This window comes from Halomonas salipaludis, from assembly GCF_002286975.1.
Taxonomy (GTDB): domain Bacteria; phylum Pseudomonadota; class Gammaproteobacteria; order Pseudomonadales; family Halomonadaceae; genus Franzmannia; species Franzmannia salipaludis.
Genome location: NZ_NSKB01000010.1, coordinates 118,152 through 137,058 on the forward strand (window position 1 = coordinate 118,152; position 18,907 = coordinate 137,058).

Annotated in this window: 21 protein-coding genes; 15 read left to right on the forward strand and 6 right to left on the reverse strand. The window is 65.2% G+C overall.

Going from position 1 to position 18,907, the window contains the following annotated elements:
* Positions 1-5: 5 nt before the first annotated feature.
* From CK498_RS22295 to CK498_RS22315, 5 genes are all read right to left on the reverse strand, one after another.
* Positions 6-230 carry a hypothetical protein gene (locus CK498_RS22295; protein WP_095623061.1) on the reverse strand — a complete coding sequence of 75 codons (225 nt, stop codon included), beginning with the start codon at positions 228-230 and terminating at the stop codon, positions 6-8.
* Positions 231-283: 53 nt separating this feature from the next.
* Positions 284-931: a DUF938 domain-containing protein gene (locus tag CK498_RS22300; RefSeq protein WP_229359187.1), complete on the reverse strand. Its 648-nt coding sequence runs from the start codon at positions 929-931 to the stop codon at positions 284-286.
* A 2-nt stretch (positions 932-933) separates the two neighbouring features.
* Positions 934-1,620, reverse strand: a complete 687-nt coding sequence (locus CK498_RS22305; protein WP_095623062.1) for an alpha/beta hydrolase — start codon at positions 1,618-1,620, stop codon at positions 934-936.
* 169 nt (positions 1,621-1,789) lie between these two features.
* Positions 1,790-1,993 (reverse strand): cold-shock protein, encoded by a 204-nt coding sequence (locus CK498_RS22310; RefSeq protein WP_076746630.1) that lies wholly within the window; start codon positions 1,991-1,993, stop codon positions 1,790-1,792.
* 187 nt (positions 1,994-2,180) lie between these two features.
* Positions 2,181-3,824 (reverse strand): L,D-transpeptidase family protein, encoded by a 1,644-nt coding sequence (locus CK498_RS22315; protein WP_095623063.1) that lies wholly within the window; start codon positions 3,822-3,824, stop codon positions 2,181-2,183.
* A gap of 153 nt (positions 3,825-3,977) precedes the next feature.
* On the opposite strand from CK498_RS22315, the gene CK498_RS22320 reads away from it, so the two are divergent.
* The 12 genes from CK498_RS22320 (at position 3,978) to CK498_RS22380 (ending at position 12,828) form a co-directional block, all read left to right on the forward strand.
* Entirely contained in the window at positions 3,978-4,661 is a 684-nt protein-coding gene (locus tag CK498_RS22320; RefSeq protein WP_229359188.1) for a murein L,D-transpeptidase catalytic domain family protein, read from the forward strand.
* A gap of 3 nt (positions 4,662-4,664) precedes the next feature.
* A complete protein-coding gene (locus CK498_RS22325; RefSeq protein ID WP_095623065.1) occupies positions 4,665-5,024 on the forward strand; it encodes a DUF6164 family protein in 360 nt (119 codons plus the stop codon).
* 448 nt (positions 5,025-5,472) lie between these two features.
* Positions 5,473-6,504, forward strand: coding sequence for a histone deacetylase family protein (locus tag CK498_RS22330; protein WP_095623066.1), 1,032 nt, complete (start codon positions 5,473-5,475; stop codon positions 6,502-6,504).
* Positions 6,505-6,584: 80 nt separating this feature from the next.
* The gene (locus CK498_RS22335; protein WP_095623067.1) at positions 6,585-7,415 is read left to right on the forward strand and encodes a dienelactone hydrolase family protein; all 831 of its coding nucleotides are present in this window, start codon (positions 6,585-6,587) and stop codon (positions 7,413-7,415) included.
* A 136-nt stretch (positions 7,416-7,551) separates the two neighbouring features.
* The gene (locus CK498_RS22340; protein ID WP_095623068.1) at positions 7,552-8,583 is read left to right on the forward strand and encodes an aldo/keto reductase; all 1,032 of its coding nucleotides are present in this window, start codon (positions 7,552-7,554) and stop codon (positions 8,581-8,583) included.
* Between the two features lie 246 nt (positions 8,584-8,829).
* A complete protein-coding gene (gene dksA / locus CK498_RS22345) occupies positions 8,830-9,258 on the forward strand; it encodes an RNA polymerase-binding protein DksA (protein WP_095623069.1) in 429 nt (142 codons plus the stop codon).
* 201 nt (positions 9,259-9,459) lie between these two features.
* Positions 9,460-9,696: a hypothetical protein gene (locus CK498_RS22350; RefSeq protein ID WP_095623070.1), complete on the forward strand. Its 237-nt coding sequence runs from the start codon at positions 9,460-9,462 to the stop codon at positions 9,694-9,696.
* 287 nt (positions 9,697-9,983) lie between these two features.
* Positions 9,984-10,514 (forward strand): helix-turn-helix domain-containing protein, encoded by a 531-nt coding sequence (locus CK498_RS22360; RefSeq protein WP_095623072.1) that lies wholly within the window; start codon positions 9,984-9,986, stop codon positions 10,512-10,514.
* Complete coding sequence (locus tag CK498_RS22365) at positions 10,511-11,239, forward strand: AzlC family ABC transporter permease (RefSeq protein ID WP_095623073.1); 729 nt, start codon at positions 10,511-10,513, stop codon at positions 11,237-11,239. Before CK498_RS22360 ends, CK498_RS22365 begins: the two co-directional genes overlap by 4 nt.
* Complete coding sequence (locus tag CK498_RS22370; RefSeq protein WP_095623074.1) at positions 11,232-11,570, forward strand: AzlD domain-containing protein; 339 nt, start codon at positions 11,232-11,234, stop codon at positions 11,568-11,570. The genes CK498_RS22365 and CK498_RS22370 overlap by 8 nt, the downstream gene beginning before the upstream one ends.
* A gap of 147 nt (positions 11,571-11,717) precedes the next feature.
* Positions 11,718-12,194, forward strand: coding sequence for a hypothetical protein (locus CK498_RS22375; protein WP_095623075.1), 477 nt, complete (start codon positions 11,718-11,720; stop codon positions 12,192-12,194).
* The gene (locus CK498_RS22380) at positions 12,187-12,828 is read left to right on the forward strand and encodes an OmpA family protein (protein ID WP_095623076.1); all 642 of its coding nucleotides are present in this window, start codon (positions 12,187-12,189) and stop codon (positions 12,826-12,828) included. The genes CK498_RS22375 and CK498_RS22380 overlap by 8 nt, the downstream gene beginning before the upstream one ends.
* A 156-nt stretch (positions 12,829-12,984) precedes the next feature.
* Here the strand turns inward: CK498_RS22380 and CK498_RS22385 are convergent, their stop codons facing one another.
* Positions 12,985-14,169, reverse strand: a complete 1,185-nt coding sequence (locus CK498_RS22385; RefSeq protein ID WP_324615579.1) for an alpha-hydroxy acid oxidase — start codon at positions 14,167-14,169, stop codon at positions 12,985-12,987.
* 152 nt (positions 14,170-14,321) lie between these two features.
* Here CK498_RS22385 and CK498_RS22390 point away from each other — a divergent pair, with 152 nt between their 5' ends.
* The 3 genes from CK498_RS22390 to CK498_RS22400 all read left to right on the forward strand — a co-directional run bounded on the left by CK498_RS22390 (position 14,322) and on the right by CK498_RS22400 (position 18,726).
* Entirely contained in the window at positions 14,322-16,082 is a 1,761-nt protein-coding gene (locus CK498_RS22390) for an AMP-binding protein (protein WP_095623078.1), read from the forward strand.
* The gene (locus CK498_RS22395) at positions 16,076-16,987 is read left to right on the forward strand and encodes a bile acid:sodium symporter (RefSeq protein WP_095623079.1); all 912 of its coding nucleotides are present in this window, start codon (positions 16,076-16,078) and stop codon (positions 16,985-16,987) included. The genes CK498_RS22390 and CK498_RS22395 overlap by 7 nt, the downstream gene beginning before the upstream one ends.
* 137 nt (positions 16,988-17,124) lie before the next feature.
* The gene (locus tag CK498_RS22400; RefSeq protein WP_229359189.1) at positions 17,125-18,726 is read left to right on the forward strand and encodes an SLC13 family permease; all 1,602 of its coding nucleotides are present in this window, start codon (positions 17,125-17,127) and stop codon (positions 18,724-18,726) included.
* Positions 18,727-18,907: the final 181 nt, after the last annotated feature.

Below are 18,907 nucleotides of genomic sequence, written 5' to 3' on the forward strand. Positions count from 1 at the left end.
GCCGGTCAGGAGGGTTTTTTGTTGGCGGCTTTCTCGATCAGTTGCTCGGCCTCACTGGGAGAGGCCTTGGTGACGCGTTCCATGACGTCGGCGCGCAGGCCGATCACGGTATTGCAGGATGCACAGAATACCTTGTCGTCGGGGTTTCCGACTTGCGAGACACGTGCACGGTGACTACCGCAGTTGGGGCAACCGTCGGGCAGGCGGATGTCTTTTGACAGATCGTGCATGCTCACTCCTCCTTGATAGCCTCTGGAATAGACTTGGGGCAGCAGTGCCGAGTTCAAGCCCCGCCGGCCGGGTCGACGCGCAACACTACGCTGAGATTATTCGCCGGCATTTCTTCCACCGCCACCACCCCCAAGGCGTGACGCTCAGCCAGCGCCAGTATGGTCTCCAGCTCGCGAATGCCCCATTCGGGGTTGCGCTGGCGCAGGTCGGCATCGAAGGCGGCGTTGCTCTCGGCAGTGTGCTCGCCGTCGCGCATGAAGGGGCCGTACAGGTAGACCATGCCGCCCTCCGGCAGCCGCGCGCCGGCCTCGGCGAACAGCGCCTCGCTCACCGTCCAGGGCGAGATATGCAGCAGGTTGATGGCCACCAGCGCATTGAAGTCCGGCACCGGCCAGGGCCGCTGGATTACGTCCAGCGCCAGCGGCGCCAGCAGGTTGGCAGGCCCATGCCCGGCGCGCCACGCCTCGATCGAGGCGCGGGCGGTAGCGCTAGGGTCGCTGGGCTGCCAGCTCAGGTGCGGCAGCGCGGTGGCGAAGTGCAGCGCATGCTCGCCGCTGCCGCTGGCCACCTCGAGCACCCGCCCACGCGGCGGCAGCCAGTCGCGCAGCACCTTGAGAATCGGCTCGCGATTGCGCGCCGCCGCCGGGCTCGACAGGCGCCGGTCGGGCCCAGGCGCCGCCATTGGGTCGAGGGAATCCATGTTCACTCCTGTGTCAGGCGGTCCGCCAGCCAGGGGCCGATATCGGCGACCTGCTGCGGGCACAGCGAATGCGGCATGGGGTAGCGCCGAAAGTTGACCGGATAGCCCATGGCGCGGGCGCGCTCGGCGCCGGCCTTGCCCAGGCTTTCCGGCACCACCGGATCCATGCTGCCGTGATGGGCCTCGATGACTAGCTCGCGGTTGGCCTCACTGGGTGTGATGCTGTCGGCGGTGGCGAAGTAGGTCGACAGCGCCAGCAGGCCGCCCAGCGGCTGGGGATAGGTCAAGGCCGCCTCGTAGGCCACCGCGCCGCCCTGGGAGAAACCGGCGATGATGATCCGGCGGCTGTCGATGCCGGCCGCGATCTCGGCGTCGATCAGCCGATGCACGCGTGCCGCCGAGGCGCGCAGCTGTGCCTCGTCGACGCGACGCCCGAGGTTCATCTCGAGGATGTCGTACCAGGCCGGCATCTGCATGCCGCCGTTGATGGTCACCGGCATACGCGGCGCATGCGGCAGCACGAAGCGCACCGCCAGCGAGGCCGGCAGGTTGAGCGCCGGCACCAGCGGCTTGAAGTCATTGCCGTCGGCGCCCAGGCCGTGCAGCAGGATCACGCAGGCATTGGCAGGCTTGCCGCTCGGCGGCTCGATGACCAGCTCGCCGGGGTCGTGGGAGGTCGCGTCACTCATGGTGGGGTCGAGTTCCCTGATTGGCAAAACCCTCACCCTACCCTAAAGCGCCGCGAGCGGCGAGATGGAGCCGCCGGGAGGTAGAAATATCTGGGCCCAGAAACGCACAAGGCCCGCACATGGCGGGCCTTGTATTGTCCCTCGGAAGGGACACATCAAATGTCAGCGATTAGATGACTTTGATGTTGGAAGCCTGAAGGCCTTTCTTGCCCTGGGTGACGTCGAAGGAAACCTTCTGGCCGTCTTGCAGGGTTTTGAAGCCGTCAGCTTGAATTTCGGAGAAGTGCGCGAACAGGTCGTCGCCGTTATCGTCCGGAGAGATGAAGCCGAAACCTTTGGTGTCGTTGAACCACTTAACGGTACCAGTTGCCATTTTTCAATTTCCTAATGCTTGATGATGTTGCGGGAATTACCCGTATCGAGTGGGTAAGACAAGGAGATACACCAGGCGACCGAAATTGATCTGACAACGTTCGATTTCTACTGACGATATACAACTTGCTAACCAACTACCAAATCAGAATGCGCGTTTCTCCGCCGCGAGTCAAACATATTTTTCACTAGCCTGTCGGGGCGTCCAGCGCACGCCGCACCGCCACGTCGCGGCCGTAGATGTCGGGTCGGAAGGCGATGCCCCCAAACTCGTCGGGGCTCGCGGTCCAGTAGCTGAGGATCACCGGCACCCGATTGGCCAGCGAGACGTTGCCGGTGCGCCCATCCTCGATGCGCGTGGCGATGTCGCGCGCGCTCCAGCGCTGGCTGTCGGCCAGCAGCTGGCGCGCCAGCTCCTCGACGTGCTCGACCCGAATGCAGCCCGAGCTGGCGGCGCGCTGGGCGCGGTTGAACAGCCACCGGGCCGGGGTGTCGTGCAGATAGATGGCATGATCGTTGGGAAAGCGAATCACCAGGTTGCCGAGCGGGTTGTCGCCCCCCGCCGCCTGACGCAGCATCACGCCGCCGGGGTTGTCCCAGTCGACCTCAGCGGGGTCGAGCTCCTCGCCGCTCGGCGCCAGCACGCGCAGATTGGCTTCCTCGAGATAGCCGAGGTCGTCGCGGATGCGCGGCAGCTTGTCCTCGCGGAAGATCGTCGGCGGTATCGTCCAGGTCGGATTGAAGGTCAGATGGGTGATCGCGGAGCGAATCGACGGCGTTTCGCGATACGGCTGGCCGACCACGATGCGCGTGCGCCAGTCGTCGCCATGCTCGCGCACGTGATGCAGTTCGTAGCCGGCGATGTCGACCAGTACGTAGGAGGCCGGCAGGTCGTGCAGCAGCCAGCGGGCGCGCTCGAGGTTGACGCGCAGCTGGTCGACGCGCGCCTCCACCGGCACGTTGAGCGCCTGCCGGGTGTGGCGCCCGACCACCGCATCCGGCTCGAGCAGGTGGCGGTGCTGGAAGAAGCGCACCTCGCGGGCCAGCTCGGCATCGAAGCGCTCGGCATCGTCGCTGGCGTTCGCCCCAGCAGCCAGCTCGACCTGCGGATAGTAGTCGGCGTCGGCCGGCAGGCTTGCCGGGTCGCGCTCCACCGCCAGGCGCTGGCGCAGCAGCGCCACATCGGGATGCCGGTCGCCCTCGCGCAGCGACTCGCCGCGTTCGGGCAGCTCGGGCCAGCCACCGCTGGCGGCCACGCCACGGTAGTGCGAGAGCCCGTCGCGCAGCGCCTGGTAGAAGCTGGCCTCGGGGCGCGCCTGGTCGAGTGCCGCCTCGACATCGCCGGCGTCCAGCTGCTGCGACAGCGCCGCCCAGTCCGGCGTGTAGCCGGTCAGCGCAATGCTCCAGTCCTGCTCCAGGCGCCGCGGGTCGGTCTTGCCGCGTGCCAGATGGCGCATCGCCGTCAGCAGGCCGCGGGTCGCCTGCAGTTCGAAAGCGACCCGCGCCGCCTCGTCATCGCCGAGTGCGGCCCGGCGCTCGACGAGATCATCGGGCAGGTAATCGTCCGGCGACAGGCCGTCGTCCTGCAATGTGGCCACCGCCCCGACTAGCGCCTCGACCCGTTCGGGCGACTGCCACAGCGCATGATGCGCCCGGCTGCGATAAAAAGCGGCGAGATCGGCATCCCGCGAGCCGCTGGCGGCCAGCTGCGACTCGATGGCCGGGGCCAACGTCTGAGCGCCACCCGCGGGCAGCGCCAGCAGCGCCACGCACAAGCTCATCCCCACCACGAGCCACGCTCGCGCCCTGTTCCACTGCCCTGCTGTCGTCATACGACGTCTCCGATACCGTCCCTGGTTTGGCTGATGCCACGTCTTCTGTTCATAATAGCGCCGTTTATTGGTTCATTCTGTTGCGCCGGAGACGTCATAACAATGCCAATCGCCACACGCCTCCCCGTCGCCGGGCTTGTCCTGGCGCTTTTCGTGCCCGTGTCTGCCCAGGCCAACGTGCTGCTCGCCGATACCCTACAGCGCCTGGCACCCGATGCCGAACCACAGGTGCTGCGCCTCGCCGCCAGCGCCGTACAGTGCGCCGACCCCGATGCCGAGCGCCTGGCGGTGATCGATTTCTCGCGCAGTGCCAACCAGCCGCGGCTATGGGTCTTCGACCTCGAGCACCAGCAACTGCTGTTCGAGGAACTGGTCTCGCACGGCCGCGGCAGCGGCGACGAGCAGGCTGAATGGTTCTCCAACATCCCCGACAGCTATCAGTCAAGCCTGGGGCTATTTCGTACCTTGAATAGCTACTATGGCGCCAACGGCTACTCCATGCGCCTCGAAGGGCTCGAGACCGGGGTCAACGACCTGGCCTACCAACGTGCCATCGTGGTCCACGGCGCCGACTACGTCAGCGAGGACTTCATTGCCGAGAATGGCCGCCTGGGCCGCAGCTTCGGCTGCCCGGCGGTGCGCCAGGAGATCGCCCGGCCGCTGATCGATAACATCAAGGAAGACCACTACCTGTTCGCCTACTACCCCGACCCGCAGTGGCTGGCGGAATCGGCCTACATCAGCTGCGGCCAGGTGGCGACCCTGGCCAACAGCATCGACGCCCGTGGCGGCTCCCTCGAGCAGTCGCTGGACATTCATTACCAGGCAGCGAGGTAGCCGATGGCCGTGCTACTGTTCCGGCTCGGCGGCGTGCCCGAAGAGGAGGCCGCCGAGGTGCGGCAACTGCTCGACGAGGGCGGCTTCGATGTCTACGAGACCAGCGAAGGGCGCTGGAAGCTCTCGGTGGCTGCGATCTGGCTGCGCGACGAAGCGCAGCTGCCCGAGGCGCGCGCCGCCCTGGATGCCTACCAGGCCCGCCTCAGCGAGCGCATGCAGCAGGACCTGGCCGAGCGCGAGGCCCGTGGAGAGCCGCTCAGCCTGTGGCAACGCCTGCGTGAGCGGCCGCTGCAGGTGATCGCCCTGACCCTGGCCGCCGCGGCGGTCCTGACCCTCTCGCTGCTGCCGTTCGTGTCGCTGTAGCCGCGCCCCCTCTGCGTTGACGAATCGCGTAGAAAGACGCCCCCCCGGCCAGCAGCCGAGGGTTCGCAGTATCTAGCGTGTCGCGGGCAATGACACCTCTACAAGCCTGTCAGCACGAAAATCAGCATCGCGATCATGCCCAAGAGAAAGCTCACACTTGCCGCACCCGCAAAGAACTTCATCATCACATCCCACCTCCCTGTACAGCGCACGTACCGTTGGCAGCATCGCAGCCTTCTCCCCTCGATACGCTATCCCAGGTTATGGCTCACCCACTACTGCGTTATCCGCTGAAGCAACAGAACGCCCCCTGAGGAAGAGGGCAAGAAGCAGGGGGTTCCGGGGCTCGGTGGACGCCTTGGCTGCCAACGGGCAACGTTTTCGGCGCTTGGCAGCAAGCTACTCGACTGTGCATGATGAATGCCTCATCCCGTGTCCAGGAGCGACCATGCTGACCTTCCACTCGCCCGATACCCAACTGCGCCAGCCCGTCAGCGAACTTCACGGCGGCGAAATGGTGTCTCCCTTCGAGTGCCCGGCGCGGGTCGAGATCATCCTGCGCCATCTGCGCGCCTCGTCGTTGGGCGAGATCCGTGCCCCCCACGCCTACGGGCTCGATCCCGTGCTCGCCGTTCACGACCGCGGCTACATCGACTTCCTGGCCGGCTGCTGGGACGCATGGCAATCTGCCGGCCTGCCCGGCGAACCGACGCCGTCGGTGTGGCCTAGCCGGTGCATGCGCGGCGACCGCATTCCCGAGCACATCGACGGCAAACTCGGCTACTACGCCCTAGCCGCCGAGACGGCGATCTGCGCCGGCACCTTCGCCGCCGCCCAGGCCAGCAAGGACATCGCCCTCGCCGCCACGGACCATGTGCTGGACAACGCCACCCCGGCCTTCGGCCTGTGCCGACCGCCCGGCCATCACGCCGCGAGCGACCAGTTCGGCGGCTACTGCTTCTTCAACAATGCTGCCATCGCCGCCCAGCATGCCCTCGACCGCGGCCTGTCGCGAGTCGCCATCCTCGACGTCGACTACCATCACGGCAACGGCACCCAGCAGATCTTCTATGACCGCGACGATGTACTGTTCCTGTCGCTGCATGGCGACCCCCTCGAGGCCTTCCCCTATTTCCTCGGCCATGCCGACGAGACCGGCAGCGGCAGCGGCGCGGGCTACAACGTCAACTACCCACTGCCTACCGGCACCGACTACCCTCGCTGGTGCCAGGCGCTGGAGCAGGCCATGCAGCGGATTGGCGACTATCGCCCCGAACTGCTGATCGTTTCCCTGGGCGTCGACACCTACGAGCACGACCCGATCAGTGCCTTCAAGCTCGCCAGCGACGACTTCGGCGACTACGGCCGCCGCCTGGCCCAGCTCGGTCTGCCTACCGTCTTCCTACTCGAGGGTGGCTATGCCGTGGAGGAGATCGGCCGCAACGTGGTCAAGGTGCTACACGGCTTCGAATCGGCATGATGCCAACGGCAGGATCGCGCCGCGACGGCTATGTTGGAAGTGACACGCAGGACGCTCTTATCCGCTCAGGAGATTTCAATATGCACAAGCGACTCATCACCCTCTGCCTCGTCGCCGGGCTCTTCGCCACGCCGGCCCTGGCCCAGAGCGACGCCGACCAGCACTCCATCTCCTGGGGCCCGCAGGTGGAGGGCGAGCGCTTCGAATACAGCGCCGATGGCGAGACCTATCACGGCTACCTGGCGCGCAGTGCCAGCGATGATACGCCGCGGCCCGCGGTGCTGATCGTGCATGAGTGGTGGGGGCTCAACGACTACGCCAGGCAGCGCGCCGACCAGCTCGCCGCACTGGGCTTCGTGGCCCTCGCCGTGGACATGTACGGCGCAGGGCAGGTCGCCGATCATCCCGACCAGGCCGGAGAGTTCTCCTCCCAGGTGATGCAAAACTGGCCCGCCGCACGCAGCCGCCTCGAGGCGGCCATGGCGCAGCTGCGCGAGCATCCCGCCGTGGCTGACACTGGCATGGCGGCGATCGGCTACTGCTTCGGCGGCAGCGTAGTGATGAACATGGCCCTGGCCGGCATGCCGCTGGATGCCGTGGTCAGCTATCACGGCGGGCCTACCCAGGCCGTGGAATCCCCCGCCAGCTTCGACGGCGCGGTGCAGATCCACAACGGCGCCGCCGATCCCATGGTATCCCAGGACGATCTCGGCGCCATAGCCAGCGCCCTCGCCGCCACCGGCGCCGAGGTGGAAGTGATCAACTACCACGACGCCACCCATAGCTTCACCAACCCGGGCGCCGATGCCGCCGGAGAAGCGTTCGGCCTGCCGCTGGGCTACGACCCCATCGCCGATGCCGCCTCCTGGCAAGCCACCCTGCTGCTGCTGGATCGCACGCTCAACCCCTGAGCCTATGACGACCCATGCCTGGTGAGCGGCCAAGATGGCCGCTTCATCACCCGCTTGCACCCTGCCGCCGCTGCTCGGCATGATATGAACCACCACGACCGCCTGGTCGCTCCCCATTGCCGTATAAGGATGCCGCATGTCGCCGTTCCTGGCCCGCCTCGAGGAAGTCAAATCGCCGCGCATCGGCCTGGGTTGCATGAATCTCTCCCACGGCTACGGCAACCCACTGCCCGAAGGCGAGGCGTTGCACGCCCTGGAAGCCGCCTTCGACATGGGTTACCGACATTTCGATACCGCCACCCTCTATGGGGCGACCGCCAACGAGCAGTTGCTGGGCAAGGCGCTCGCAGGCAAGCGCGATCGGCTGCTGCTGGCCAGCAAGGGCGGCATGGCCATCGACCCGGGACTCGGCAAGAAGGTCATCGATGGGCGTCCCGACACGCTGCGACGCCAGTGCGAGGCGAGCCTCGGGCGCCTGCGCACCGATCATCTGGATATCTACTACCTGCATCGGCTGGATCCTCAAGTGCCCATTGAGGAGAGCGTCGGTAGCCTGGGTCGCCTGGTGGAAGAAGGCAAGATACGCAGCATCGGCCTGTCCGAGGTGTCAGCGGCTACCCTGCGGCGTGCCAGTGCCGAACACCCCATCGCAGCGGTGCAATCCGAATACTCGCTGTGGACGCGTAACCCCGAGATCGCACTGATGGATGCCTGCCGTGAAGCAGCGATCCCGTTGGTCGCCTTCAGCCCGCTGGGCAGGGGCTTCCTGGCTGGCGCCGTCAGCGACTGCGCCGACCTCGCCGAGAACGACATGCGCCGGCAGATGCCACGCTTCAGCACCGAACACCTGCCGCATAACCTGCAGCAACTGGACGCCCTTAGGGGCGAGGCCAAAGCGCTCGGCGTCTCTACCGCCCAGCTCGCCCTGGCCTGGCTCACCGCCAAGGGCAACGACATTCTCCCGATCCCCGGCTCGCGCTCGGTGCCCCATATGCGCGAGAACCTGGCGGCCGAGACACTGCAGCTGGATGCCGCCTGCGTGGCTCGGCTGGATGCCATGATGACCCACGACCGGATAGCTGGTGGCCGCTACACTGAAGCGCAGCAGTCGGAAGTCGATACCGAAACCTTTGCCGGTGGCTCACCTAGCATGCCGACCACATCCTGACCAGGTCGTTATAGGTCCCCGTCAGCGCCGTCGGTTCGGCGTGCGAGAGCAATTGAGAGAGTGACAAGACTGGCAAAAAAGCGTTACATTATAACATTATTGATAATTCCTAATGATGCTTAACATCACGGTCGGCGCATGATCATTTACGCATGGCACGACTGCCCGAGCAGTAGTGACGCAGCGCCTCGCTTATGCCAACTTGCATACCGAGGCAGGTAATCTGGTTCTGAATTGAGAGGCCCTATGCCGTACACCGCCGAAGAGGCACGCATGATCGCCATGCCCGACGACGACTACATGAGCACTGAGCAGCTGGACTTCTTTCGCCAGCGCCTGCTCGAGGAGAAAACCCAAGTAGAAGAACACCTGCGTGAGGTGCGTGATGCCATGGCCTCGCATGAGCGCGACAGTGACGAACTGGATCAGGCGGCCTTCGAGGAGGAGCTGCGACTGCAGCTACGCCAGGCCGACCGAGAGACGCGCCTGCTGGCCAATATCGAAGAGGCCCTGCGCCGCATCGACTCGGGCGATTACGGCTACTGCGAAGAGACCGGCGAGCCGATCGGCATTCCGCGTCTACTGCTGCGCCCCACTGCCCGGCTGTGCTTGGAGGCCAAGGAGCGCCAGGAGCAGCAGGAGAACCACTACCGCAAAGCCAGGGGAGAGGGCTGACGCAGCCTCGCTCCGCGCGCTGCCGAATGGCAGTGAAACCCCTATAGAGGAATCTATGGAACCTCCGAGTCGCCTTTACACGACTGCCCCCTTGATCGAACGCGCCGCATCGTCTTGCGTAGTGCGCCGGAGCCTGCCCCTGCCTATCCGCTAGGCCGTGGTTCCTGCGCGCCCAAGTGACGCGCGCCAAGGAGCCACACCATGAGCTATGCCGTTCTCGCTGCCTCTCTGCGCAGCGCCCTTCAGCGTCAGGACACTGACGCCATCCACCACCTTGTCGCCGAGATGCAGCTTGCCGCCGAGATGGAGGACGCCAGCCTCGCCGAGCTGATGCACTTCATGGATGCCGACGAGCGTACTGACCTCTTCAACGCCGACGGCGTGGGCGTGCTGATCTACTTCGCCATCGCCACCGCGGTGCTGGGCCTGCCGACCTGAAGCACCGGGGCGTCGGCCGCAAGTGGCGCGCCTCCGACGCCCCGCCCTCCCTTCCTCCTGGTGCGTTGCCGGAAGGTACCGCTGGTCAGCGCCTGGCTGATGGCCAGCGGCCGCCACGACTCGCTGGTGGAGAAAGTCGTCGGCCAGCTGAGCCTCAAACCCTCGGCATGAGCCGCGGGCTGGAATGTCTCGTAGCGGCTCTGCCCGCCGCGCCGCAATAGAGTGATTGACAAGCCGCTGTTCCTTTTATAGAACGTTCATTTAAAGGAACACCACAAGGCTCCGTCATGGACAAGCTCTCCCTCGGCACCCTGGGCCAGCATCTGCAGGCCCTTCGGCTGGCGCGGGGCTGGTCGCTATCGCAGCTGGCCGCCGCCGCCGGCATCGCCAAGTCGAACCTGTCGCGCCTCGAGCAGGGCAACGGCAACCCCACCCTGGACACCATCTGGCGCTTGGCGGTGCAGTTGGGCGTGCCCTTCGGCACCCTGGTGGCCCCCATCGCCGTGCCGCTGGGCGAGGATGGCGTGGAAGTGCGCCTGATCGACCAGGGCAAGGACCATCCCCAGGTCGACGCCTACTGGATGCGCTGCGCGCCGCATACCCTGCGCCACGCCGAGCCACACACACCAGGCGCCCAGGAGTCCCTGACCCTGATCAGCGGCGCCCTGGAGGCCGGCCCGGAAGGTGCCACCAAGATGCTGGTGGCCGGCGACAGTCTGACCTTCGCCGCCGACCAGCCCCACGCCTATCGTACCCACGACACCTGGGCCACGCTGCTGATGACCATTGTCTATACCGGCCAAGGAGACACCCTATGAGCCAGGCCTCCCAGACGCTGCCACGCCCGTGGCTGACCGGCCTGCGCGAGGCCATCCCGCTGCTCGGCGGCTATGTACCGGTCGCCATCTCCTTTGGGCTGATTGCCACCCAGGCCGGTTTCAGTGCCTGGGAAGCCGTGCTGATCTCGACGCTGCTGTATGCCGGGGCCGCGCAATTCCTGTTCGTCGGCATGGTCGCCGCCGGGTCGCCATTGTGGCTAGTGGTCGGCATGACACTGCTAATCAACCTGCGTCATGTGGTCTACGCGCCCAATATCGCGCCCTGGCTGACCACCAGCCGCTGGTGGCCCTGGCTGATGCACGGCCTTACCGACCAGATCTTCGCCCTGGCCCATAGCCGCCTGCCGCAGATGCCGGCCGACCGGCGCCTCGGCTGGTTCACCGGCGCGGCCCTACTGGCCTGGTTCAGCTGGATCGGCGGCACCGCGCTGGGCGCCGTGGCCGGCGAAGAGCTGACCCGCCGCTGGCCACTGCTGGGTGAGGTGATGCCGTTTGCCATGCCGGCACTGTTCCTGGTGCTGTTGGCACCACGCTTCACCTCGCGACGCTGGTCGCTGGCGCTGTTCAGCAGTATCGCCATCGCCTTGCTGCTCAACGTGTTCGGGCTGACCAATGCGGCGATCCCCCTCGCCGCCATCTGTGGCGCCGCCTGTTTCTACCTGGTGAGATCCGGCACCACTGCCCGAGGAGATCGCAATGAGTAATGCCCTATGGCTCGCCATGCTCGCCACGGCGCTGGGCACCCTGCTGATGCGGCTGCTACCACTGCTGTGGATGCGCCGCCGCCTCGCGCGACTCGACGGCGATGACGATGGGCTCGACGCCATGCCTCAGTGGCTCGGCATCCTTGGCCCCTTGATGATCGCTGCGGTGCTGGGTGTCTCGCTGGTCCCTACCACTGCCGATGCGACGTCCTGGCTCGCCACCGCGATTGGTGTGGCCGCCACCCTGGCGGTGTGGTGGAAACTGCGCTCGCTGGGCTGGCCGGTCGCCGCGGGTGTGGCGGCCTATGGGGTGGTGATGCTGCTTGGGTAAGGCTTTCTACCCAACGCTCCCTAATGGAAAGGGCTGGCAGCCATGTGCAGGAATGCTAAAGTTATTGTGCCGCCCCCATGAGCAGCATCCCCGGCGGCTAACACGAAGGAATGGCACCACTTCTCGTGGTCAGAAAAGGGACGTCCAATGAAGATTAAACATTCCATCTGTACTGGAATCGCTCTGCTTGCCCTCTTTGTCACGACAGCTGCCCAGGCCGAGGAACCGCTGGCAGAAGCCGAACTCAGCAGCGGTCTGGCCATCGCCCAGGTGACGGAGGCCAGTCGTGCTGACGGCGTTCTTACCGTCAGGGTTGGCTTTGTCGCGCCGGAGGGCGCACGCAACACCACCCAGAGCGAGCGGGAAACGATCTATGGCTCCGTCAGTAGAAATGTTTACCGTCAGGATCTCTATATCATCGCAGGCGAGAATCGACATCTGCTGCTGGCCGACACCGAGGGCACGCCTTTGACCGTCCGAACGCTGCAGATCACCCGCGACGGCGATAGGGTTAGCGGGACCTGGTGGGGCAAGTTTCCCGCCCCCGAAGAGGACATAGAGAGCTTTTCACTGGCCCTCCCCGGCGGCATGCTCTTCGATAACGTGCCGATCAGCGATGAGTAGTCGATTAGCGTTCACCGCTGCCTGGGGAGGTATCGCACTGATGGCGAGCATGGCGTTTGCCGCCGATGACGACATGCGCGCCCCCGATCTCCCATCCGCTGTGATCTTGCCAGTCGAACGGGTGGTGCTCCCGATCGAACGGACGGTGATTCCGATTGAGGGTATCGCCTTGGGCACCGTTGTCTCGGTATCGTCACTGGCCGAGCAGGCGATGACCCTCTCCGACAGCAGCGACACCATCGAGACCACCGTTGTCGACGACCAGATCCGGCTATCGATATCCGGTGACGTACTTTTCGATTTCGACAGCGACGCGATCCAACCTGAGGGCGCACAGGTACTCGAGGAACTGGCAGCCTTGCTAAGCGAGTCCGATATTGAAGCGGTGCTTGTCGAAGGGCATACCGACAGCATCGGCTCGGCCAGCTACAATCTCCAATTATCGGAGCGTCGCGCCCAGTCGGCCATCGATTGGCTGACCGAGAACGAGGGGCTTTCCGGTATCGAGTTCACGCCTGAAGGCCACGGCTTCGAACGTCCGGTGGCGGACAACACCCATTCGGACGGGTCCGACAACCCCGAGGGTCGCCAGCAGAATCGCCGCGTCGAATTCGTCATCGATGAGGGTGGCTGAACACAGCGTGAAGCGGCGCTTCGCTGCAGCTGCCGGGCGACTGGCCCTGCTGCCGATGGCAGCTTCCGCGGCAGCTAATTGCCCCGCCGAGTCCAACGCCGACCCGACCTCGCCGACGGCGTGGAGCCGGGAGTATGGCGACAGCCCATCCCCTTGTCAGAGCTTGACGGTGGGATCGTCAAAGCCGCGGGGGACATACAGGTTGTGCTCGCCTAGGTTCTTGACGTCCGTTTCACCGCACAGCGCCATGGTGACATCCAGCTCCTTGTGGATGATCTCGAGCGCCCGGGTCACGCCGGCCTCGCCTGCCGCCCCCAGGCCATAGGTGTAGGCTCTGCCGATATAGGTGCCCTTGGCGCCCAGGGCCAGCGCCTTGAGTACGTCCTGGCCTGAGCGAATCCCCGAATCGAGGTGCACTTCCACGTCATCGCCGACCGCGTCCATGATCGCCGGCAGCATGCGAATGGAGCTGACGGCGCCGTCGAGCTGGCGGCCGCCGTGATTGGAGACGATGATGGCATCGGCGCCAATCTCGGCGGCACGCCGAGCATCCTCCGGCGCCATGATGCCCTTGACGATCAGCTTGCCACCCCACCACTCCTTGAACTGGGCAATACGTTTCCAGTCCAGCGAGACGTCGAATGCTTCCGCCGTCCAGGTGGAGAGCGACGAGGGGTCGCTCACCCCTTTGGCATGGCCGACGATATTGCCGAAGGAGCGGCGCTTGGTGCGCAGCATCTCCAGCCCCCAGGGAATCTTGGTGGCCATGTCGGCAATCGAGCGCGCGGTCAGCTTGGGCGGGGCCGACAGCCCGTTCTTGATGTCCTTGTGACGCTGGCCAAGCACCTGCAGATCGACCGTGACAACGATCGCCGAGCAGTTGGCAGCCTTGGCGCGCTCGAACAGGCGACGCATGAAGTCGTCATCCTTGAGCGTATAGACCTGGAACCAGAACGGCTTGGTCGTATGCTCGGCCACGTCCTCGATCGAGCAGATCGACATGGTCGAGAGCGTATAGGGCACGCCGAACGCCTCGGCCGCCCGGGCCGCCTTGATCTCTCCATCGGCCGACTGCATGCCAGTGAGCCCAACCGGCGCCAGCGCCACCGGCATGGCCACGTCTTCACCGATCATCTGACTACGCGTGGTGCGCCCGGCCATATCCACCGCCACCCGCTGCTTGAGGTGGATATGCTGGAAGTCGCTGGTGTTTTCGCGAAAGGTTTGCTCGGTCCAGCTGCCGGACTCGGCATAGTCGTAGAACATCTTGGGGGTGCGCCGCGCGTAGTGGCGTCGCAGATCTTCGATATTGGTATAGATCGGCATTTCGGCTCTCGGCATGTCGTTGGTGTCTTAACGTTATCCACATGCCGTCGACAAAGCCATCATGGCCCCTCCCCCAAGGCGATACGAAAGGAGATGCAATAACGGCGATTTACCGCTAATAAGAGAAGCTATAACGATAAGGATGACTGAGCTTAGTAAGGAGCCGCATGGAGTCACCGCCGATCGCCACCCAAGACCGCCCGTGGGTCCACCACTACGGCCAGATTCCGGCCGAATTGCCGCCCCCGGAACACCCCAACCTGGCCGCGTTGATCAGCGCCAGCGCCGAGCGCTTCGCCGCTCGGAAGGCGTTCACCAGCTGCATGCCCAATGGCATGAACGGCTCCCTGAGCCATGCCCAGGTCGATGCCGTCTCCGACGCCTTCGCCGTCTATCTTCGCGAAGGGCTGGGGCTGGCGCCCGGCAGCCGCGTGGCGGTGCAGCTGCCCAACTGCCTGAGCTACCCAGTGGTGGTCTTCGGGATCCTCAAGGCCGGCTGCGTGCTGGTGAACACCAACCCGCTCTACACCGCCTCGGAGATGACCCAGCAGTTCGCCGACAGCGGCGCCGAGGCGCTGGTCATCGTCGATCTGTTCGTCGACAAACTGCCCGAGGTGCTGCCCCATACCGCCATCCGCCATGTGGTGGTGGCAAGCCTGGCGCAGTTCTTCCCACCAGTGGTGCGCCAGGTGGTGAAGGCGGTACTCAGGTACTGGAACCAGGTAATCCCGCCCTGCCGCGTGGCGGCGACTCCGCTTGGCCAGGCGCTGGCCCAGGGCAGGCAGCTGCGCCAGGCGCGCGGGATCGAGGTCGCCAACTACTGGCGCGACCTGGGCCTGGAGAGCCTCGCCGCGCTGCAGTACACCGGCGGCACCACCGGCATTGCCAAGGGCGCCATGCTCAGCCACGGCAACCTGCTCGCCAATGTGGCGCAGATCGACGCCATGGCCGGCTCGCATATCAGCGACGGTGAGGAGTGCGTGCTCACCGCCCTGCCGCTCTATCATATCTTCGCCTTCTCGGTGAACCTGCTCGCCTTCTTCAAACACGGCGCCCACAACGTTCTGGTGCCCAACCCGCGGCCGATACAGAACCTGCAGCGGGCGATCGAGAATTACCCGATCAGCTGGATCAGCGGGGTGAACACACTGTTCAATGCCCTGCTCAACGAGGAGTGGTTCACCCTCTACCCGCCGCGCCGGCTGCGCGCGGCAGTGGCTGGCGGCGCGGCGCTACATGCCGCCGTGGCCGAGCGCTGGGAGCGAGTCACCGGCACTCCACTGGTGGAGGGTTACGGCCTTACCGAGAGCTCGCCGGTGGTGTGTTTCAATCCGCTGGTCGGGACGCGCAAGCCGGGCAGCATCGGCATCCCAGTGCCGGATACCGAGGTCCGCCTGATCGACGCCAGCGACCGGCCGGTCGCTCGCGGTGAGGCGGGGGAGCTCACCGTCCGTGGGCCCCAGGTGATGCAGGGCTACTGGCAGCAGCCGGAGGCAAGCACCGAGACCCTGCGCGACGGCTGGCTGCATACCGGCGATGTCGCCGCCATGGACGAAGACGGCTACCTGCGCATCGTCGACCGCAAGAAGGACCTGATCCTGGTCAGCGGCTTCAACGTCTACCCCAACGAAGTGGAGGCGTGCATCGCCCTGCTCGACGCCGTCCACGAGGTGGGGGTAATCGGTGTGCCCGACGCCGAGACCGGTGAAGCCGTGCGCGCCTATATCGTCACCCGCGGTGAACTCGACCGCGAGACGGTGACAGCCCACTGCCGGCAGCATCTGGCCCGCTACAAGGTCCCCAAGCAGGTAGCATTCATCGATGACCTACCCAAGAGCCCCATCGGCAAGGTGCTGCGCAAGGACCTGCGCGCCGACTACCTGAAGAAGCATCCTGACACCGCCACCGCCGGGAGCCGCGTATGCTGAGCCCACTCGAGGAAACGCTGCTGGCCATCATGATGGCCGTGATCATGCTGGGCATGGGGTCGTCGCTGACCTTCAAGGACTTCCGCATCGCCATGCGCCACCCCCAGGCAATCGGCATCGGCTTCGCCTCCCAGTACCTGTTCATGCCGCTGATCGCCTTCCTGATCGGCCGCGCTCTGCAGTTGCCGCCCATCCAGGCGGTCAGCCTGATCTTGATGGGCTGCGTGCCCGGCGGTACCACCTCCAATATCTTCGCTTACTTCTCGAAGAGCCTGCTCGGCCTCTCCATCCTGATGACGGTCTGCTCGACCCTGCTGGCGGTGATCATGGTGCCGCTGGTGCTGGCCCTCTACACCACCGGCATCGACGCCGCCTTCCGGATCCCCTCGGGCAATATCATCGCGGTGCTCGGCGTGTTGCTGGTGCCGACCCTGTTCGGCATGTGGCTGCGCCGGCGCAACGCCAACCTCGGCGCCTGCACCGAGTTGATGGGCGGCATCCTCGGCGTGGTGGTGATCGTCTTTTTGATCGCGACCTGGGTGCCACGCAACTGGCAGCTATTGATGACCACCGGCCCCGAGATCTACCTGGCGGCCATCGGCCTCGGCCTGTGCGGCTTCCTGATCGGCTACTGGTTCAGCCGTGCCGCCCGCCTCAACCCGCTCAAGGCGCGCACCGTGTCGCTGGAGACCGGGATCCAGAATGGGCCGCTGGCGGTGCTGATCGTGACCCTCTCGTTCAGCGGGGAGACTCAACAGCAGATGCTGTTGATCCCGGTGATGTACTCGCTGTTTATCGTCATCACCTCCACCGTCGTGACCTTCTACTACCGCCGGCGCAGCCTGCGCGAGGAGCTCGCCCGCGACCAGGCGAAGGTCGAAACCGCGGCGGCGGCCAGGGGCTGAGGCGTAGCAAGAACCACCAGGCGAAGCACTCACTTGCTTGATCTGCCACTGGAATTCTTGCCATCCCAACTTCACCATTGCAGTAGGGATCTAAAAGGGGCTCGTGTTGATGACTCATCATGGAGGAGGACGCGGCAATGGCCGATCAACCACGCCAGCAAGTGAACTATGAGGATATTTCTGGGGACCAGGGGGGAGGCGGCGAGCGATCCGCCAAAATGATCTGGGGCCTGCGCGCCTTCGGGCTGGTCATGGCACTGATCGTGTGGATCGCCATGGGCTTCGCCGAGGGGCTCTCATCGGACGCTCGCTGGGTCGCCGCAATCGGCACCCTGATGGCGGTATGGTGGATGACCGAGGCGATTCCACTCTCGGTGACCTCGCTGCTGCCGATCGTGCTGATCCCAATGCTCACCGAGCGCACCGTGAGCCAGGCCACCTCCCCCTATGCCAGCCCTATCGTGTTCCTCTTCCTCGGCGGCTTCTTGATCGCCATCGCGATGGAGAAGTGGAACCTGCACCGCCGTATTGCGCTGCTGACGCTGGCACGAGTGGGCGTCGAGCCCAAGCGCATCGTCCTAGGTATGATGCTCGCCACGGGCTTTCTGTCGATGTGGGTCTCGAATACTGCGACGACACTGATGATGCTGCCCATCGGCCTCTCCGTACTGGCCCTGATTGCCGAGCGAACTGACACCACGGACACCGACGGCCAGTCACAGCACGAGCACCAGCCGGGCCATGTGGACATCATGGCCGACGACAACATCAAGCGCTTCGGCCTGTGCCTGCTGCTGGCGATCGCCTGGTCGGCCAGCATGGGCGGCCTCGGCACCTTGCTCGGCAGCCCACCCAACGCCATCGTCGCCGGTTACGCCGCCGACGAGCTCGGGCGCAACATCGGCTTCCTCGAGTGGATGATGCTCGGCGTTCCCCTCGCTTTCACCTTCATCTTTGCTGGCTGGATACTGATGACCCGGGTGCTCTACCCCTTCAAGGTCGATGAGATCCCCGGTGGCAAGGAGATGATCGCCGGCGAGATCCACAAGCTTGGCAGGTTCAGCCAGGGCGAGAAGATGGTGATGCTGGTGTTCTGCTCGGCGGCATTCCTGTGGGTAGTGCCGGGGCTGCTCGGCAATCTCCCCGGGATTGGCGAGCGGCTGGGACCGCTGGGTGAACTCAACGACACGGCTATCGCCATCGCCGCCGGCATCGCCATGTTCATCCTGCCCGGCAAGGGCCGTGGCGAGATGGTACTGACCTGGCAGGATGCCGAGAAAGGGCTGCCGTGGGGGGTGCTGCTGCTGTTCGGTGGTGGCCTGAGCCTCGCCGGTGCCGTCGCCGCGTCCGGCCTCGACGGCTGGTTCGGTGAGCAGGTCACTGGCCTCGGCATGCTGCCGATCATCCTGCTGGTGGCTGCCGTCGCCACGATCATCATGTTCCTCACCGAGGTGACCAGCAACACCGCCACCGCCGCGACCTTCATCCCCGTGCTCGGCGGCGTTGCCGTCGGCATCGGCGCGGATCCGATGACGCTGCTGATCCCGGCCGCCTTTGCCGCGACCTGCGCCTTCATGCTACCGGTGGGTACGCCGCCGAACGCCATCGTGTTCGGCACCGGGGCCGTCTCCATCGGCCAGATGGCACGTGGCGGCGTGGTGCTCAACGTCGTGGGTATCGTCCTGATCACCCTGTTCTGCTACCTGATCGGCGGCTTCGCACTGGGGCTCGAGTTCTGATCGACGGTAAAAGCGGTGCCGGGCGGGATGCCGCCGGGCACCGCTGATAAACAAGGCCTCCTTACGCTCAGCTGATGTTCATCGCTACGGAAGTCATGGACGGACTTCCGCACCTTTCTAACCTATATCGCCAGTTCATCTCGCCCCTCCTCCTTTTCAACTGACCACCATCTTTGGGCAT

Bases quoted from the DNA above. Each gene is read 5' to 3' on its own strand.
- CK498_RS22310 (WP_076746630.1), bottom strand. From the start codon at position 1,993: ATGGCAACTGGTACCGTTAAGTGGTTCAACGACACCAAAGGTTTCGGC.
- CK498_RS22360 (WP_095623072.1), top strand. From the start codon at position 9,984: ATGGACAAGCTCTCCCTCGGCACCCTGGGCCAGCATCTGCAGGCCCTT.
- dksA (WP_095623069.1), top strand. From the start codon at position 8,830: ATGCCGTACACCGCCGAAGAGGCACGCATGATCGCCATGCCCGACGAC.
- CK498_RS22400 (WP_229359189.1), top strand. From the start codon at position 17,125: ATGGCCGATCAACCACGCCAGCAAGTGAACTATGAGGATATTTCTGGG.
- CK498_RS22330 (WP_095623066.1), top strand. From the start codon at position 5,473: ATGCTGACCTTCCACTCGCCCGATACCCAACTGCGCCAGCCCGTCAGC.
- CK498_RS22380 (WP_095623076.1), top strand. From the start codon at position 12,187: ATGAGTAGTCGATTAGCGTTCACCGCTGCCTGGGGAGGTATCGCACTG.
- CK498_RS22305 (WP_095623062.1), bottom strand. From the start codon at position 1,620: ATGAGTGACGCGACCTCCCACGACCCCGGCGAGCTGGTCATCGAGCCG.
- CK498_RS22340 (WP_095623068.1), top strand. From the start codon at position 7,552: ATGTCGCCGTTCCTGGCCCGCCTCGAGGAAGTCAAATCGCCGCGCATC.
- CK498_RS22295 (WP_095623061.1), bottom strand. From the start codon at position 230: ATGCACGATCTGTCAAAAGACATCCGCCTGCCCGACGGTTGCCCCAAC.
- CK498_RS22390 (WP_095623078.1), top strand. From the start codon at position 14,322: ATGGAGTCACCGCCGATCGCCACCCAAGACCGCCCGTGGGTCCACCAC.
- CK498_RS22325 (WP_095623065.1), top strand. From the start codon at position 4,665: ATGGCCGTGCTACTGTTCCGGCTCGGCGGCGTGCCCGAAGAGGAGGCC.
- CK498_RS22395 (WP_095623079.1), top strand. From the start codon at position 16,076: ATGCTGAGCCCACTCGAGGAAACGCTGCTGGCCATCATGATGGCCGTG.
- CK498_RS22375 (WP_095623075.1), top strand. From the start codon at position 11,718: ATGAAGATTAAACATTCCATCTGTACTGGAATCGCTCTGCTTGCCCTC.
- CK498_RS22350 (WP_095623070.1), top strand. From the start codon at position 9,460: ATGAGCTATGCCGTTCTCGCTGCCTCTCTGCGCAGCGCCCTTCAGCGT.
- CK498_RS22385 (WP_324615579.1), bottom strand. From the start codon at position 14,169: ATGCCGAGAGCCGAAATGCCGATCTATACCAATATCGAAGATCTGCGA.
- CK498_RS22315 (WP_095623063.1), bottom strand. From the start codon at position 3,824: ATGACGACAGCAGGGCAGTGGAACAGGGCGCGAGCGTGGCTCGTGGTG.
- CK498_RS22335 (WP_095623067.1), top strand. From the start codon at position 6,585: ATGCACAAGCGACTCATCACCCTCTGCCTCGTCGCCGGGCTCTTCGCC.
- CK498_RS22300 (WP_229359187.1), bottom strand. From the start codon at position 931: ATGGATTCCCTCGACCCAATGGCGGCGCCTGGGCCCGACCGGCGCCTG.
- CK498_RS22370 (WP_095623074.1), top strand. From the start codon at position 11,232: ATGAGTAATGCCCTATGGCTCGCCATGCTCGCCACGGCGCTGGGCACC.
- CK498_RS22365 (WP_095623073.1), top strand. From the start codon at position 10,511: ATGAGCCAGGCCTCCCAGACGCTGCCACGCCCGTGGCTGACCGGCCTG.